11 protein-coding genes are annotated in these 18,499 nt (G+C 47.5%); 3 read left to right on the top strand and 8 right to left on the bottom strand.

Going from position 1 to position 18,499, the window contains the following annotated elements; genetic code table 11:
• Window positions 1–236: 236 nt before the first annotated feature.
• On the bottom strand, window positions 237–3,005 hold the full coding sequence (ppc, locus tag BSEL_RS05190; protein WP_013171950.1) for a phosphoenolpyruvate carboxylase: 2,769 nt from the start codon (window positions 3,003–3,005) through the stop codon (window positions 237–239).
• Window positions 3,006–3,854: 849 nt separating this feature from the next.
• Between ppc and BSEL_RS05185 the strand changes: the two genes are divergently transcribed.
• Window positions 3,855–4,364 carry a DoxX family protein gene (locus BSEL_RS05185; protein ID WP_013171948.1) on the top strand — a complete coding sequence of 170 codons (510 nt, stop codon included), beginning with the start codon at window positions 3,855–3,857 and terminating at the stop codon, window positions 4,362–4,364.
• A 134-nt stretch (window positions 4,365–4,498) separates the two neighbouring features.
• Here the strand turns inward: BSEL_RS05185 and BSEL_RS05180 are convergent, their stop codons facing one another.
• Genes BSEL_RS05180 through BSEL_RS05170 form a run of 3 tightly spaced genes read right to left on the bottom strand, consistent with a single transcriptional unit; the run spans window position 4,499 to window position 7,114 of the window.
• The gene (locus BSEL_RS05180; RefSeq protein WP_049773608.1) at window positions 4,499–5,551 is read right to left on the bottom strand and encodes a M42 family metallopeptidase; all 1,053 of its coding nucleotides are present in this window, start codon (window positions 5,549–5,551) and stop codon (window positions 4,499–4,501) included.
• Between the two features lie 31 nt (window positions 5,552–5,582).
• Window positions 5,583–6,701: a hypothetical protein gene (locus tag BSEL_RS05175; protein ID WP_013171946.1), complete on the bottom strand. Its 1,119-nt coding sequence runs from the start codon at window positions 6,699–6,701 to the stop codon at window positions 5,583–5,585.
• Window positions 6,701–7,114, bottom strand: coding sequence for a type IV pilus modification PilV family protein (locus BSEL_RS05170; protein ID WP_013171945.1), 414 nt, complete (start codon window positions 7,112–7,114; stop codon window positions 6,701–6,703). The genes BSEL_RS05175 and BSEL_RS05170 overlap by 1 nt, the downstream gene beginning before the upstream one ends.
• A 56-nt stretch (window positions 7,115–7,170) precedes the next feature.
• On the opposite strand from BSEL_RS05170, the gene BSEL_RS05165 reads away from it, so the two are divergent.
• Window positions 7,171–8,589 carry a PulJ/GspJ family protein gene (locus tag BSEL_RS05165; protein ID WP_013171944.1) on the top strand — a complete coding sequence of 473 codons (1,419 nt, stop codon included), beginning with the start codon at window positions 7,171–7,173 and terminating at the stop codon, window positions 8,587–8,589.
• Between the two features lie 121 nt (window positions 8,590–8,710).
• Window positions 8,711–10,600, top strand: a complete 1,890-nt coding sequence (htpG, locus tag BSEL_RS05160; protein WP_013171943.1) for a molecular chaperone HtpG — start codon at window positions 8,711–8,713, stop codon at window positions 10,598–10,600.
• Window positions 10,601–10,662: 62 nt separating this feature from the next.
• On the opposite strand, the gene BSEL_RS05155 is transcribed toward htpG, so the two are convergent.
• From BSEL_RS05155 to BSEL_RS05145, 4 genes are all read right to left on the bottom strand, one after another.
• Complete coding sequence (locus BSEL_RS05155) at window positions 10,663–11,403, bottom strand: sulfite exporter TauE/SafE family protein (RefSeq protein WP_013171942.1); 741 nt, start codon at window positions 11,401–11,403, stop codon at window positions 10,663–10,665.
• 26 nt (window positions 11,404–11,429) lie between these two features.
• The gene (locus BSEL_RS05150; protein WP_013171941.1) at window positions 11,430–12,002 is read right to left on the bottom strand and encodes a cell division protein FtsQ/DivIB; all 573 of its coding nucleotides are present in this window, start codon (window positions 12,000–12,002) and stop codon (window positions 11,430–11,432) included.
• Window positions 12,003–12,013: 11 nt separating this feature from the next.
• Entirely contained in the window at window positions 12,014–12,112 is a 99-nt protein-coding gene (locus tag BSEL_RS17740; protein ID WP_155522704.1) for an LPXTG cell wall anchor domain-containing protein, read from the bottom strand.
• Between the two features lie 158 nt (window positions 12,113–12,270).
• Window positions 12,271–18,423: a pullulanase gene (locus BSEL_RS05145; RefSeq protein WP_013171939.1), complete on the bottom strand. Its 6,153-nt coding sequence runs from the start codon at window positions 18,421–18,423 to the stop codon at window positions 12,271–12,273.
• Between the last annotated feature and the right edge of the window lie 76 nt (window positions 18,424–18,499).

Here is an 18,499-nt window from a genome sequence, read left to right as displayed (position 1 = left end):
AATAACCTCCTCTCCTACAATGGAATCACAGGTTCTTGATAACAGTATAGCGCTTTTTCTGAAAATTGAGAAGAAAAAATTAGTTTTCCGCTATAGAAATTTCATAAAGCCCACTGCGACAGGCTTCAGCCAATTCACAATCGGTCCGTCTTTCACGAATCCGATTCACATTAGAAGATAAAAGGTCCGGCGATGATTTGATGTGCATCGCCGGACCTGAGATTGTGAAAAAACGATCAACCTGTATTTAACAACCCTGCAGCTACACCACTGATTGTGAGGAGCACTTCCGTAAGCAGTTCTTCGGTCCGTTCCTCTGATGAGGACTCGCGCATCTTCTCGATCAGATCGACCTGAAGGAAGTTAAGCGGATCGACATACGGATTCCGCAGATGAACGGAGTCCCGGATATTCGGTGTGAAGTCGAGGAGCTGTTCACTGCCGGAAATCTTCAAAAGCATCTCCTTGGTGAGATTGAATTCTTTTTCAATCTCGCCGTAAATCCGCTGTCCCATCTCCTGATCCTTCACGAGCTTCACATATTCCTTCGCTGCAAACAGGTCCGCTTTCATGAGCGCCATTTGCAGATTATTAATCGTCGAGTGGAAGAACGGCCAGTTCTGATACATATCCTGCAGCAGTTCAAGGTTCTCTTCACTCGCCTTGCCGTAGGCCGCGAGTCCCGTACCGGACGCGTACCACGCCGGCAGCATCTGACGGCACTGGGTCCAAGCAAACACCCACGGGATCGCCCGGAGGTCTTCAAACCGCTCACTGCCCTTACGGCTCATCGGACGGCTTCCGATGTTCAGTTCCTTCAGTTCATTCAACGGCGTCGTTTCCTTGAAGTACGTCAGGAAATCCGGGTCCTTGAAGACGAGGGATTGATACTTGGATAACGAGGCTTTGGAGATCTCCTCCATCGCTTCTTCCCACTGCGGGCGCCGGATGTGGCAGCTGTCCCCAGGAGACGCGTACACATTCGCAGAGGCCTCAAGAAGGGCTGATGCCGCCTGTTCGAGGTTCCGAAAGGCAATGTCACCCAAGAGATAACGCGATGAGAGCACCTCGCCCTGTTCGGTGATCTTGACCCCGTCACCGAGCGTTTCCGCCGGCTGTGAGACGATACTGCGGTTCAATGGACCGCCGCCCCGTCCGAGTGATCCGCCCCGTCCGTGGAAGAACTTCAGGCGGACATTATAGTCCTTCGCCATATTATGAATCTTCGCCTGGGCTTCAAACAGCTTCCAGTTGGCGGTAAGTGTACCCCCGTCTTTACTGCCGTCCGAATAGCCGAGCATGATTTCCTGATGATCCCCGCGCTCACCGAGATGCGTGCGGTAAATATCCATTTCAAACAGACGTTTCATGATTGCAGGACCTGCCATGAGGTCATCAACCGTCTCAAGGAGCGGCGCCACGTGAAGGTTACTGTCGACGGAGCCGTCGGCATGCAGACGGTAAATTCCCGCTTCTTTTGCAAGCACCAGCACCTCAAGGAGGTCGGACGCGGACTGCGTCATGCTGACGAGATACACTTCAATGGAGCGCTGCCCGAACTCCTCATGGGCATCTTTGATCATTTGGAACACTTTGAAGATCTCTCTTGTCTCTTCGGAATAATCTTCATTTAAGAGCATCAACGGTCGCGGATCCTTCAGGGCGTTCTCAAGAATCGTCATCTTCTCTTCTTCATCAAGCGACTTGTAATCCTCGGTAATGCCAACGACTTTCAGAATCTCCGCGATGGCCGTCTCATGCTCGCCGCTGTGGTTTCGGACATCGAGGGTGGCCAAATGGAAGCCGAACAGTTCAACCTGACGGATCATTTTGTTCAGCTGCTTGAGCTTCTGGTTCGGCAGCTGATGCTTCAATGCGTTCTCGCGTACATAACGGAGATCTGCAAGGAGTTCTTCCGCCACATCATAGCCCGTATTCGTCTTGCCGACCTGACGGATCCGTTTTCTTATGGCACCGAGCATCCGTCGGTAAATTTCCGTTGTCACCGGCCACGTTTCGGATTTCTTCATATACTTCTTCTCGTATTGTTCCATCGTTTCAATAAATTCCGGATCGATATCCACACGGGTGGTGGACTGGCTGAACCGGCGCATCAGTTCCGTGATGCTCTCCTCGTATTTACGGAGGGTCAGATCACGCTGCAGGTTCAACGTCTCCCACGTGACTTCAGGGGTGACAAACGGGTTCCCGTCACGGTCTCCGCCGATCCACGAACCAAAGTGAATAAAGTTCGGAACCTTGAAGTCCTGATCCGGATAGTACCGCTCGAGCTGTTCCTCAATCTCCTGATGCACCGCAGGCAGCACATCGAAAAGCGTCGTATCAAAATAATACAGGCCGTTTTTCACTTCATCAATGACCGTCGGTTTTTTGAAACGAAGTTCATCGGTGTGCCAGAGTGCAGTGACTTCATTAATCAGACTCTCTTCATGATCTTCCCGCTCTTTCTCTGTCAGAGCCGGGTTGTCAAATTGCTCAAGGATATAGGAAATGCGCTTTTGAATCTCCAGGATCGTCCGCTTCGTCGCCTCAGTCGGGTGTGCAGTCATGATGAGTTCGATGGACGAATCATCAAGCACCTGCTGGATCACCGTTTCCGGATACTTTTCCTTTTGAATATTCACGATCGCCGCCTCAATGGAGCTTGGCTGAATATTCTCACCACGCTTCATCCGGTACTGCCTGGAGCGGCGGATCCGGTGATGCTGTTCTGCAATATTCACCAGGTGAAAATAGATGGCGAATGCACGGATGACCTGTTGGCGCATCGGCGATTTCAGATTTTCAATGCGCTTTTTCAGTTCTTTCTCGTTGGCCTCATCATAGGATTTACGAAGGGCCTTGGTCATTTCACGAATCTCTTCCACTTCATTAAAGAGCGCTTCCCCGCCATGGTGCCTCAGCACGTCACCAAGGATCTTCCCCAGTTTGTTGACGTCACTTCTCAGCATCATGTTCGGATCTTGTTCATTTAATGGTGCCATGTTCAAATCCTCCTCATTCTTTTCATATCCATTGCAGTGCCTACCCGGGACTCAAAAAGTCCCTGTAGACATGTTCCGTCCCGAATAAAGGAAAGAAGATGACTGTGCAGGATGAGTCACTAAACGACTATACCCGTTACAGCCATGATGAATCGGTTTGTTCGCAAAATGACGCAGTGGTGCCAGGTGACTTTGCGAGATAATATAACACATTTTATCAAGAACTTACGGTCATGGCAATTTATTTTGAACATTTTGACGATTAGCCGCTCAAATAGACAGGATCCCGGATTGATCAAGAGGATCACTGAGAATGAATGAGACGATACGTGTCAATCCTTGAAAATGCCCGCTTAAGTCAAGAGAACAGATAAGAAGATCACCAGGCAGACATCATTTTCACACATTCAGGAATTAAACACGAGTCCCTCTATTTCAGGTTTAGTGAGGACCTGTGCTGCTTAAACCGATCATTATTTATATGGAGGAAACGTGACTGAGTCGTCCATTTACTTAGGACTGATGCCTCAAAATAGGAGCACAAAATCGTGATGAGCGTCATCATCTCACCTTTGAAGCGTGACGGATCGTCACATATCCTGCCGTTTCGAATGGCTCGGAAGATATCAAAGACCTCAAAAGCCCTTTAGCCTCAGGGAGTTTAGTCAGGTTCACAGAACGTTCACCTTCTCTTAACAGGATGTTCACAACTTCGGCATGCACAGCTCCTCTCATCCGTTATACTTGGAGACAAGAAAGATAGTTAGTGACCACCCACAACAAAACGCATTCTTATCATCCCTTATCAAGGGTGGCCGATACTATCAAAATTTGAAGGAGGAATTTAACATGATTATGGATTTCCTACGAAACAACGTGATTGCAGCAGCGGTTTTGACAGTGCTTCGGGTATATGTAGGCTGGCAGTGGTTAACAGCCGGTTGGGGAAAAGCGTTTGGCGAATTTGATGCAGGCGGTTTCTTACAGGGTGCCATCGGAAATGAAAGTGTTCAGGAAACGTATCCAACGTACCACGCATTCCTGGAAAATTTTGCACTCCCGAACGCAGACCTGTTCAGCTTTATGGTTGCATGGGGTGAAGTGGCAGTCGGACTCGGCTTGATTCTTGGCGTATTGACAACAGCCGCAGCATTCTTCGGTATTACCATGAACTTCGCGTTCATCTTTGCAGGTACGATTTCAAGTAACCCATTCCTGATCCTTCTGACAGTCTTCATTCTTGTCGCAGGCTATAACGCTGGTAAATTCGGTGGTGACCGTTGGGTAATCCCGGCACTCCGTGACAAAGTATTCAAAGGCAAGATCACACCAAGCGATCAGAAAAACAAAGCAGCGTAACAGAATAAGAATCCCAAATGGCTCCGCAAATGCGGGGTCATTTTTCTTGATCTGAGCGTTTTCAACCAGATACCGCAGTGCCCAGTCAAAAAGAAGAAAAAGAAACCACCCTCAATGATGAAGGTGGTTCACGTTTAGATGACCATTTCAGACTGCATATATGCCCACAGGAGTTTGGCTGTCGCATCGATTGACTCCAGGTGCGTCCGCTCGTAAGCGTGGGATGAATCAATCCCCGCGCCAAGGAGGCCGTGGACGATGTCATGCCCCGAACGGATTGCCGCAGAGGCGTCTGATCCGTAGTACGGATAAAGATCAACTTTGTACGGAATGTCATTTGACTTCGCCAGAGAAGTCAGATGGCGCCTCAGTCCGAGATGATAAGGGCCGCTCGCATCCTTCGCACAGATCGAGACCGTGTGTTCATCGGTCATCTGCCCGTCTCCCATCGCGCCCATGTCGACAGCGAGATATTCGACGACTTCCTGAGGGATATTGGAATTCCCGCCATAGCCGATTTCTTCATTATTGGAGATGAGTACATGCGTCGTATAAGGAAGCGTGATCCCTTCTTCATTTACCGTCTTCAAAAGCTCCATCAGGATCGCCACACTGAGCTTATCGTCGAGATGACGGGACTTGATGTAGCCTGTATCAAGGACCTGAAAACGGGGATCAAAGCTCACGAAATCCCCCACTTCAATACCGAGGGCCCGGACATCGTCCGCGCTCTTTACCTTCGCATCAAGACGAATCTCCATATTCGCCTGATTCCGTTCGGCACTGCCGGCGTCTTTATACACATGCACACTCGTCTGATGCATCAGGGTGGTGCCGGTAATCACCGTACCGTCTTGGGTCTCCACTTCACAGTATTCGCCTTCAATGGCGTTGAACTTAAAGCCCCCAATCAGATCGATCTTCAGCCGTCCGGACGGCTTGATCTCCTTCACCATCGCACCGAGCGTATCCACGTGCGCCGTCAGCATCCGATGTTCACGGTCATTCTTGCCGGGAATCGTGGCAATGAGCCCGCCTTTCCGATTCCGTTTTGTTTCAATCCCGAGTGACTCGAACCGCTCCTCCACGAAGCGAATTACCCGGTCCGTGTTGCCCGAAGGGCTTGGGGTGTTGATGAGAGTTTGCAGGGTTTGAATGATTCTACTTTTCTGTGTCAACGCGATCATCCTTTACTGATTTGAGTTTCATTTCTATTGATTAATTCCCTCTTGTACCGTCCAGTTGAAGTCGCTCAATTAATCCTGAACCATCAGAAGGACCCGAACCTGAACCGCCTCCAGTGAATAATGAACCGGTATAATAGACATCATGAGCCGAAGCCATGGAACAATCGTCGACTTTAACAAAATCTTTCGAATCAGTTTCCTCCAAATCCGAATTGCCGGAAACAAACACATCTCCATCAATACATACATTGTTTACCGCACCCGGCCAGCCAGTATCTTTAAGTTCAAATTCAACATTGTGAAAATATGCATTACCATCAACTCGAATTTTTCTGTTTTGCTTCAAACTGATAACTGTCAGATTCCCAGAAGTACTGCTCACGTATAAATCACCATTATTAACCTGAAAGACTTCCGGGCCTTGTCCTCTAAGTTTTAAGTCATCCTCAAAACCAATTGACCCCTGAGAAACGATAGGAGTTGTAACATGCGGGTTACCTCCACCTGCTTTCTGTCCACCATTAATATAGACTTTTCCTGCAATATCTGTTGCACCAGGTTTAAGATCTATTTTTTCGTTAATACGTTCGTTCAGGTCCGATATCAAATCGATATTTATGGTGCCATCTTCATTGATCCAACTATCTGAGTCATCTGGTCCCGTATCGTCCGGATTGCTCAAATAAAACGTTTCGTAAACCGCATCATGGTCTTCTCCATTTACAAAAGGGATGACACGGTAGATAATTGCTAGACGTTCATCCTCAGTCTCGATATCCATAAAATCCACTTTGACTCTTCCGTTATAATTTTCAAACTCTAAATCATCTATCAATAATGCATTATCGACCGAAGAATCAATGTTCAATTCGTTTGTAAAATGGGCTTCTACCTCCGACCAGGTCGCTCCAGATGGGTATTCAGATTCCAAGGAGCTGTATCCGATCTCCCCTTTCAGAGCCGCCTCAACATGCCTTCTTCCCATTTGTTTCCCCATATCATACATGTTATCAAGCTGGATATTCTGTTCAGTTTGGCTGGCTTGAGTGGAACTTGAAAGCACTTGAAATGCTATAGGCGGAACGAGTAAACCTATGATCACTATCGTACCCAGAACCAATAAAAACGCATATCCTTTTTGATTCTTCACTATTCAACACCTCCAATTTTTTCCGTATACCAACCATATGCAACGGACGCTCGTCCTGATTCAGGTTCCTCAGCCTTGACTCTGAGCCTGAAGAGTCCTGCATCAAATTCTTCCTCGTTCTCCGCTCTTAAACTAACAGTGATCTGATATTCCTTCCCTCTTGATTCAACAGTATAATTAAACACTTCTTCATTACCAGGAACATAGTTTGACGGAAGACTTAATGACGCAAAACGGTTCTCCTCCAATTCCCTCTCTGCAATCTGTGCTGTGACATACTGGTTCTCCACACTAGCCGACATAAAAATATTTTGCCCAAGAAAATGGAATAATGCTGTGAAAATAATTCCAATTAACACAATCGAAGCCAACAGTTCCAACAAAGTAAAACCTTTTTCACGAGAAATATGCATTATTCTCACCCTCTCTTCTCTAATTCTATTATAATGGATACAGGGAGGGAATTGCTATGAAAAGAATTAAAAACCAGGCAGGGATCACCTTAATTGAGTTATTGGCAGCGCTTGTTATCGGTACTATTGTAATAGGACTGGCGGGCTCTGTACTGGTCTCAACGTTCACCCAGGCCGACGTTACATCTGACCATGCAAGTTTGAGACAGGAAGCCAATATTATCCTTACAAAGATCCGAAGTGATTATTCAAACGCTGATGAATCAACAACCCTCTCTTTTGACAATACAGAAAACATGCTGTTTGATAGAAACAGTGCCCCACTTTCTGAAGAAGACTTTTTCAAATTCTCCAGCTTCACGTTTACCGAAGTTCGCCCGGATGGTGAAACAGCCAATGAGTTCTCCTATACAGAGGGTCATACGCCATCACCATCCGAAATCACTTTTGAAAAAGGGACAGAGAATCGGGGAAACAGACTCAAAGTTGAGTTCACCATCGAAGACACAAACGGGAGAAGCTTCTCCGTTGATACGACCATAGCAAGACTCGGAGATTATGAGGATTATCAAACGGGCACTGAAGAAGAACAAATTTCAGACGATACTGAGGAAATCATCAGCCAAAATGTCTCCGTGTTTACAAGCCGATTAGATTTTGGCGGCGACCTTATAGATGCCCCTGATTACACAGGAGTCTTTAACGACCTTGTTGTCACAGATGATTTTAACCAAGGAGCAACTCTTGGCTTCAGCAATTTGATCTTTAATCAGGGGATCTCGCTTCAAACTGGGTCTCTTCAATTAGGATCTTCTTCTACTCCTGGTGACATTATCGTTTATGGCAATGCCGAGTTCAATGGCGGCACACGAAACATTTACGGTACATCTTATATTTATGGCGATCTCTCTATTCAAAATGCAAATATCCATGGTGATATTTTTGTAGAAGGCAATGTCAATGCAACATCGGGAGTGCCTCAATTTCATAATGGAAGCAATATCTATTTTACCGGGGAATTGCTTACCCCTTCTGATTATCCGACAACTAATTTCATAAAAGTTGAATCCATTGAACAAAAAGAACGAACCATCACTCAAACACCACAGATGCACCCTGATGAATGGTATTCCAATAAAGGATACGAAACAACAGCACCCGAAAACAGACTCAGAGATGCCCCCGTCAAACACTTTTTTGTGGATGATTTCAACATTAATACGAATCCTCAGGTATCTGTCGATGGTCTTGTGGTCATTAGTAAGGGAGACATTTCGTTTTCTACATTCGGAGGACAAGACTTAACCAATGCATTTTTGTTCGCTCCTAACGGCACAATCTCCTTTAACGGAGAAAAGTTCTCGGGAGTCATGATCAGTGGAGAAGGAATTGACATGCCTCGCGGTGGAATTGATGTTGAGTTTATGAGTATAAACGACCTCTTTAACCGAGAGAGCGATATCCCGATTCGATAATTTTAACCTCTAGACCATTGACATCACGCCAAAAATCCGTACAATATGAATTGGGTATTAGCACTCGTTATATGCGAGTGCTAATCTTTCGTACACAGACTATTTCAAGGAGTGATGACACGTGGAAAAGAAAGAGTTTAAGGCCGAATCGCGGCGATTGCTTGAGATGATGGTGAACTCCATTTATTCTCAGCGTGAAATATTTCTCCGAGAGCTGATATCAAACGCCAGTGATGCCATTGATAAGATGTATTACAAGGCACTCACCGACGACAGCATCGACTTTAATCAGGATGATTTCTTCATTAAAATCTCCTTTGACAAAGACGCCCGTACCATCGAAATCAAGGACACAGGGATCGGGATGACGAAAGAAGAGCTTGAGACAAACCTCGGAACCATTGCCGAGAGTGGCTCTCTCGCGTTTAAGAATGAAAATGAGGTCAAGGACGGACACGACATCATCGGACAGTTCGGTGTCGGGTTCTATTCCTCCTTTATGGTTGCCAAAGAAGTCGTCGTCGAGACCCTCGCCTACGGCTCCGATCAGGCCTACCGCTGGACGTCCGACGGTGTGGACGGCTATACGATTGAAGAATCGGATAAGAAAAAGCAGCCGGGTACACGCATTACCCTTCATTTGAAAGACGCTACCGATGATGAAGACAGCTTCGATGAGTTTCTCAGCGAGCATCGTCTCAGAAGCATCATCAAGAAATATTCCGACTTCATCCGCTACCCGATCAAGCTTGATGTGACCAAGCACGAGCCGAAGGAAGACGGGGAAGAAGGCGAAACCGTGGAGACCGTTGAAGAACAGACGGTCAACAGCATGGTGCCGATCTGGCGCAAGAACAAAGACGAACTGACTGACGAGGATTACGAGAACTTTTATCAGGAGAAGCGTTACGGCTTCGACAAGCCCCTGAAGCACGTGCACCTTCAGGTTGACGGAACGATCCGCTATCACTCGATTCTCTACATTCCCGAATCCGTGCCGTTTGACTACTATTCCAAAGAATTCGAAAAAGGACTCGAGCTGTATTCCAGCGGCGTTCTGATTATGGAAAAAGCCCCTGAGCTCGTCCCGGATTACTTCAGCTTCGTCAAAGGGATGGTCGACTCCGAGGATCTGTCTTTAAACATTTCCCGGGAAATACTCCAACAGGACCGTCAGCTGAAGGCCATTGCCAAAAACATCAAGAACAAGATCAAAAATGAACTGAAAAACCTCTTAAAAGAAGACCGCGAGAAATACGTCAAGTTCTTCGAATCTTTCGGCCGCCAGCTGAAGTACGGGGTATACAGTGACTTCGGCCAGAACAAAGACGATCTTCAGGATCTCCTTATGTTCCATTCATCAAAAGACAAGGATCTCGTCACGCTGAAGGAATACACCGAGCGCATGGCAGAAGATCAGCCGTATATCTACTATGCAACAGGTGATTCGGTGAGCCGTATTGAGAAGCTCCCGCAAACAGAACGTGTCCTCGATCAGGGCTATGAAATCCTCTACTTCACTGAAGACGTCGACGAGTTCGCCATCAAAATGATGATGACCTACGACGAGAAAGAATTCCGCAATGTCTCAAGCGGGGATCTCGGTCTGAAAGATGAGGAAAGTGACGAAACAACGGATGAAGAGAAAAAAGAACACGAAGATCTCTTTAAAGAAATGAAAGAGCTCCTCGGTGACAAAGTGAAAGACGTTCGCACGTCGAAACGTCTGAAATCCCATCCGGTCTGCCTCACGGCGGAAGGCGACATCTCCATTGAGATGGAGAAAGTCCTTGCTCAGATACCGGAGAATCAGGGCGTGCAGGCTGATAAAGTGCTTGAAATCAACGCCAATCATGCTGTTTTCAGTAAACTGAAACAAGCACATGAAGCCGGAAACAAAGAACAGATTGAACTCTACACGAACCTCCTCTATAACCAGGCTCTCCTCATCGAAGGACTGCCGATTGAAGACCCGGTTGCGTTTACGAACGACATGTGGAAGCTCCAATAAAAATCTGAAAAGCCGCCGTGACTCCCTGAGTCCGGCGGCTTTTCTCGTTTTTCCATTTACTGTTAGTTTCCAAAGAGAATCAGATTGATCGCGGCGACGGCCACAACCAATGCGGCCAGTTTCTTCACCTGTTCATTGGAGACTTTGTTTAAAAAGTGAACGCCAAGACGTGAACCTGCCATCACTGCGATGAATCCCACAAGGATAAAGAGGAGGATATTCAGCGTATAGTCACCACTGAAACCATGAAGTGAAACGGTCGTGATGCTATTCAGGAAAAACACCACCTGAAGGTTTGCCGTGTAGGCATAGCGGTTATTCGGGAACGCCATCAAAAAGAAAAAGACAAAGAACGGTCCTCCTACGGCAAACACACCTCCGACAAAGCCACCGGCAAGCCCCATCAAAACCGGAATCCAGACCGGGATCCGCTTTCGGTCCGGATCGGGTTTTGGACTGACAAGCAGGTACACGACGACGCCGAGGAGAAAGACGCCCAAAACCACCCGTAAAACCGGCAGTTCACCAAAGTTATGCAGGACGAGAAAGCCGAATCCCCTGCCGACAAGAGCAAAGCTGAGAATAAGGAACACGGATCGCCACTCGATATGTTTTTTCAGCTGCATCGTAATACTGAATGACAGAATCGTTGCCAATGCAACGACGAGAAGAGTACTGTCCTTTACCGTAAAAAAAAACGGCATAAAGCTCATCGCCAAAATGCCGAACCCAAAGCCACTGATTCCCTGAACAAAACTCCCGATCATGATAATTGCAAATACGATAACCAGATCCATCCACATTAGTTGACCCTGCTTTCACACGTGGATCAGAATCCGATACCTGCCTGATCCATGATTTGTCTTCGTAATCCGTCTTTATAGCTCTCGTAGTCCTCACGAAGAGCCTGTGCCTCTGAGAGACTTCCACCGGACTGTTCAAGGTCCCGGCGCATCTCCTGATACATCTCTTCGAACGCCTCGTCCATCTGCCTCTCCACCTGATCCGCCGCTTGCGTATACTTGGCATACAAATACGGAACCGACACATTCTCCGACGATTCGAGCTGCTGGTACTCATTCAGTGCACGTTCCGCCACCTCCCGGACCCGGCGTTCCGTAGTGGCTTTGATCTCATCGAGACTCGAACGGTAGACGGTTTGGATTTCTTCTTCAGAGACATCTTCTTCCCCGGCATCCTGCCAATAGCGACGCTCAGAGAGATTCACTTCATAAGGGGCGGCCGTAACGGCAGACAGCTCCTCATCTGCAATGTCATACGTCTTCAGTTCAAAGAGGTAATACACATAGCCCGCTCCTGCCAGGATCAGAAGCAGAAACACGCCCATAACCTTCGGCCACAGCCGCCTTTTCTTCTTTCGCTCCGCCCGTAACTTAGTCATGTTTTCTTCCCTCAATCTTTATACACTTTCGTATTCTTCCGGTAAATCAGGATCCCGATCGTACTGATCATCGCGCCGGCGAACATCAGCCAGTACCATGGTATCGCCATGTTCTGTATACTTTCTATGAATCCAAGAACACCATACATAATCTGTAGTCCCTCCATCCACAATATAACTCAGACTCATTACCAGTCAGACATTCAATACGCTTTATTTTATCAAAAAAACAGCCCGCTGGATAGACCAGCAGGCTGCTTCAATTCGTTTATTGTCTCTCCTGGATACGGTTCAGCATAATACTGAATTCCAATCTTGTTAAGTCCGCCTCAGGATCATAAATGTTGCCCGGTTTTCCTTCAGTGACACCTTCAGAATAAAGAATATTAATCTCATCTTCAAACCTCGTGCCCTCAACATCTGTAAATGGTGCCTCGTCATTACCTGAAAGATCATATGCTCTGACGAGAACAGCTGCAGCTTCACCTCTTGTAATGTTTCGATCAGGATGGAAGAGTCCATTCTCATCACCAAGGAAGATACCGGCTGAACGAGTCGCGTAAATTTCAGGAGCAAACCTGAATTCGGCAGATACGTCAGCAAACGCCGCTTCTGGCGTGTTCGATACATCCAGGTTCTTTGCCCTTGTCAGCATTATCGCCGCTGATACACGGGTAATGGATCGGTCCGCCCGGAACGTACCATCTTCAAAGCCTCTGATGATCCCCTGTCTGACAAGCTGGTTAACAGGTGCATAGTGCGGCTCATCCGGTGTGAAGTCAGGGAATGACACATCTTCCACTCCCATTTTGATAACAGTTGCTGAAAGAGGATCGATCGTAATCGCATTCGCTGAGATATCAACACCCTGAGGAGCATCGATTGCCGTTGTACCAGCTTCCTCAGCATCAACAATGACATCACCTGCCGTCAGGTCTGATGAAAGTGACAGAGTTCTTGCTTCTGTATCCGCATTGACGAATACATAGTACGCATATTCCCCTGCAGAATCTTCCGCACGATAACCGATCACAAGGTCTTCATCCGCGACTTCAGGTGCTTCGATCATCGATACCTTTTCATCAATCATATCCATCGTGCCATGTGTGAATGCATCGGTGGATCGGCGCAGTTCAATCATGCCGCGTGTGTAATCACGTGTCTGAACGTTCGTTGGGTAAGCTTCTTCGTTTGTTGCCTTTTCCCAATCAAACAGATTGATCGCATCTGTGGAATCATACGAATCGTGAATAAAGTACGGATACTCAAACGGGTTTCCGTCTTCATCGGTCATAAATGTTGATTTGTACGGAATCACATCATCACCGACCGGCTCACGATAGTCTTCATGCTTAAACTGCTTCGTACGGCCAAACTCCTGACCGCCGTGCAAAAATGCTGTCCCCTGTGCAGTCAACACCATCAGGTTACCAAGTCGAATACGGTCATGAATTTCTTCTTGATGATCCTTAGGATCTTTCTGAATGGACTGTGCAATAACATCATGCAACGTCAGGTTATCGTGCGCCGCAATATACGGTACCACGTCACCAGGGTTTGTTGCTGTGAAATTATGCGGATTCGCCGTAACATTGTCGTAAATACGCTGAATGTCACGCGGACCACCTGTAATAAAGCGTGGCTCGCCTTCACTTCCGAAGCCTGACTTCAGTTCATTTCGGAAATCATCCGAGAACGATCCGACACTCTCCGTGTCCTGCATCCAGTCCTGATCGGCAGGCTGTACATCAGGATAACGCTCATCACCGACAAACGTTCTCCAACCTTCCCCGATCATGACAATGTTCGGGTTGACTTCTTTCGCTTTGTCATAGGCAATCTGAATGCTTTCTGCATCGTGGTCACCCATCATGTCAAAGCGGAATCCGTCCACTTTGAATTCTTCCACCCAATACATGATGGAATCGACAAGAATACGTCGGGCCATTTCATGAGTTGTCCCGAGTCGTCCGCCACCAAAGCTGACACGCGGTGTACCATCGGCATCCATGAAGTGGTAGTAATTCGGCTCCAGATCTTCAAAGATTCTAACACGTGCCGTATGGTTATACACGACATCAAGAATGACGCCCATGTCCCGGCTGTGAATCTCGTCAATCAGCATCTTGAATTCTTCAATACGCTTCTCCGCATCATCAGGATCCTGTGAATACATACCTGTCAGTGAGAAGTAGCTGTGCGGGTCATAACCCCAGTTATAGTTCGTCTGCGTAGACGCATAGTCGAGCATACGCTCCGCTGCTTCGTATTCATTGGCAAAGAAATAGCTCATCACCGGTAGCAACTGTACGTGTGTTACACCCATATCCTCGAGATAGTCCAGGCGCTCTGCAAATGCAGCAAAGGTGCCGAACTCATTCTCAAGCTCATCGTCAATCGACGGATCAGACGTAAAGTCACGAACGTGCAGCTCATAAATGATCGCATCTTCACGCTTCTCAAAACCGTCAATATCAGCGAAATCGAGTTCAGGTCCGATCGCAGACGGATCGACAATCGCTGCTTTCCCGATGTAGTTGTTGTCCTCATCACTTGAATTCCACGTCGCCATGGATGGCGCGTAAGGATCAAGAGCCAGAACGGTTTCACCATCACGTTCGATTTCATAGTGGTAATAGAAACCTGTCAGATCTTCTTCTCCCGTGTTATCTTCATCAAGTGTGACGGACCAGACACCACGGTCACCAAACTCCATTGCCACATCATCTGTCACTACTTCATACTGATCATCACGGTGGTACAAAATGATGTTGACATTGTCTGCACTAGGAGACCAGAGCTTCAGTGTCGCAGAGCCGTCTTCATGCAGCTCAGCACCGAGATTGCCGTCATAGGCGTACATTTCATCCTTTAAGCGCCAGCTGACAATGGCTGAAGCTGACCGCTCATTAAAGGTCATCTCGAAAGGAGCTCCGTCGAGATCAAAGTTGCCGTGCACATTGACTGTCACACCGTCTTCCTCAATCGTGACGGAGTCGAATGACACTTTGTCTCCATGGCGATCTGTCATTTCCAGACCTTCCATCAGTTCTTCTTCGGTAAATGCATCCGTTGAAGAGAAAATCAGCTCAATTCGCTCATCGCTTAACACTTCCGCTGAACGCAACCCTTCCTGCGTTACATAATACGGATTGTTATAGGCAACATCTTCAGCATCACTTACAAAAATCTGATTTTGATTAGCCAATTCATTAAACTGCAGATCACCGGTCTGTTCACCTGATTCCTTATTTAAGAACAAGAATCCGATCTCTTCTGCATCCTCCTCTAGATCAATATCCACATAAGCACCATAGCGGCCCTCGTTATCGAAATCAACAGCTTCATCCGGCCATTCAGATGGCGGATTCAAGCCCTGATCCCAGTACCAGACAGCCCAGTTCTCATAGTCGCCGTCTTCGCGGTCATAGTGGATACGTACCTGATCATCAAGCTCAACCGGTTCAAATGTCAGGTAGTTGCCGTCCTCATAAAGCCATACCTCATTCATCTCGGGCGCAAGGATGTTGATCGCCACATCACCCGTGAGGTTGGCGCCACCTGCGTCATTCACAAGCATATCCAAACGGTCTGCCCCTTCTTCGAGCTCAACGTCAAAGTAAGGCCCGAAATCTGTCATGCGGTCTTCAGAGAAACGCTCTTCACCTGGCCATGACGAGAATTCTTCAGATGCAACAGCTGCACCGTCCCAATACCAAATACCAAGATTCCCCGGTGGCGTATCGCCATTATCATAGTGAATTCTCATATGATTCTCCGGAATCTCTTCCGTTTCAGGAACCTCTTCTGTCTCAGCGCTAAGAATCATCCCATTCTCTGCCGTCAGAAGTGCTGTACCGCCGTCTGCCATGGATGGAAGATCAATGACAACAGTGCCCTCAGACGCGTCGTATGCCTCACCGGAATAGTGATCCGTTACGACAACATCGTCGGAATCGACGTCAAGGGCGATCTGTCTTGCATCTTCATGCACGTTTAATGCGGCATACAGTGCCTCATCATGATACGTACGGCTGAAGACGACATAGTCATCGGCATTTGACCCTGCTACATGATCAAACTCACCGCGGGCCATGATTTCACTGTGATCCCGACGTAGATTAAAGATAGTCTGATAGTGCTCAAGAATCGTGTTGTCTTCTACAATGTCCCAGCCCATATCATAGCGGTTGTCATACACAGGCCAGTTGTCGTCACCGCTCTGACCAAGTTCTTCCCCGTAATAAATGACAGGCTGGCCTTTTACAAATGCCTGCAGGGAAGCCGCCACTTTCAGTTTCCCTTCATCGCCGTCCTGTGAATACAGGAACCCGGCTTCATCGTGACTTCCAAGGAAGTTCCCGAGCGTGGCTTTATTATCAATCGTATGCTGGACTTCATCCAAAGCATCGACAGCTCTTGCAATATTGCCGTTCACAAGATTGCCGGCAATACCTTTAAAATCAAAGCTTAAAAGGGAATCCATCTGACCGGAGTTCAAATAACGGTGATTCCCGTCAATATTGTTTTCCCATGCTTCACCGATCATTTTGAAATCTGTGCTGACACGCGTCAGTTCATTTTTAAACAACTGCCATGTCGGCTCATCCACGTGTTTCACTGTATCCACACGGAACGATGAAATGCTGTTTCCAGCGTCTGTCGTGGACTTCTCCACCCAAGACGTCTGCCAGTCCACAATCTGTTCACGGACTTCAGGCACTTCTGTCTTAAAATCAGGCAGACCCGCAAGTTCCATCGTCTCATCCGTTGATCCCGACTGTTCACGGATCATGCCTTCAAAGCGCTCTCGGTCTTCATCTGTCGGATAGCCAGGCGGCGGGTCTTCCAAGTCACCGTCTTCAGCTTTCAGTCCGTAACCTGTGTGATTCAACACCACGTCAACCATAATATCCATATCACGGTCAGCCGCCGCATCAATCAGGTTATGGAACTCGTCCAAGGTTCCGAGATGCGGATTCAGCTCTTCAAAATCCTTGGCCCAATAGCCATGGTAGCCGAAATAGGAACCGGCACCATCTTCAGTAAAACCAACGTCATAAGCGATGTTTTCTACGATCGGTGTGATCCAGATCGTATTCACACCAAGATCATCGAGATAGTCAAGCTGTTCCATGACGCCAACAAAGTCGCCGCCCTGCGGCACTCCGCGCTGGTTGCCATAGGAACTGTAGTCGAGGTCGTACGGGTCGTTATTGGACGGATCACCGTCATAGAAACGGTCCGTCAGCATAAAGTAGATAATCGACTCGTCCCAGTTGAAGTCGCCTTCACCTTTCACGTATTCTTCAACAGTGACTTCGGCGGTTCCGTCATATGTACCGCCTTCCTCATCCACAAGCATCAGCGGAATATCATACGTTCCAGGTTCCACCGTGTAATGTGCGGACAGCGTCACACCCATCACTTCCGGAGAAATGGACAACTCTTCCGGGCCACCCAGTTCGGAAACATCCGCGTGCATGCGTCTGATTGCCACATCTTCTTCCGGTTCCGTCACTTCAATATCAAGCACCGCATGATTCTCCGCATCAACCGGACCTGTAACGGTACCGCTGATGGTGAAGTCATACTCGCCCTCTTTCAGTTCAGGTTCTTCTTCCTCAGCTGTATCCACATAGTAGGGGTTTGTAAATACACCTTCTTTATCAAGGTGAACAAACACCTGCCTGTGGTTATCAAGATCGCCAAAAGTGACATCGCCAGTCTGTTCTTCGTTTTCACGATTGACCAGTAAAAAACTGACCGATGATGGATCTTCAGCAAGATCCAGATCATAATAGGCACCGTAAGGGCCTGTCTGATCATTCATAAAGGCGTGAGCTCCTGTTGGCCAGTCTTCTGTTGCTGCAGCAACATCGCCCCATGTCCACAGTCCCCACGGTTCATACTGTTCATCTTCAGTCTGAAAATGAACGCGAAGAATATTATCCTCAAATTCTTCAGGCTCGTAGTAATATATTTCTGCATCTTCCGTAATCCAGACTTCATTCATCTCGTCACTGAGAAGATCGACGGAAAGATCACCCGTCAGGTTGTCTCCTTCATCGTTGTTGATCAGAAACTGAACAGCATTCGATCCTTCAGCGAGTTCCATATCGATGTAGGCACCGAAGTCTGTCGTATTGTCTTCATCAAAACGGACGTCCCCCGGCCAATCAACACCCAAATCATCTGACGTATGACTGAAACCGCCCCAGTACCAAATGCCAAGCTCCGATACATCCGCATCGCCATAATCGTAATGAATACGAAGATGATCTTCAGGTACACCATTACCTGCAGTTTCTTCAGAAGTTCCTTCTGCCAATGCTGCAGCAGGTGCGAATGTCGATAAAACACTCATACCCATGACTGCTGTCATAAACACAGATGCTCTTTTTTTCATTTTCCTGTTCAAGATCCATTCCTCCCTTTGATCAAACTGAACCAGCAAACATCAATCTTTCTGTTCATCACCCCCAGGCCAAACCATG

It is taken from the genome of [Bacillus] selenitireducens MLS10 (assembly GCF_000093085.1).
Lineage (GTDB): Bacteria > Bacillota > Bacilli > Bacillales > Salisediminibacteriaceae > Salisediminibacterium > Salisediminibacterium selenitireducens.
Note: the sequence above shows the minus strand (reverse complement) of the source record. Positions and strands in the feature narration are given on the sequence as shown.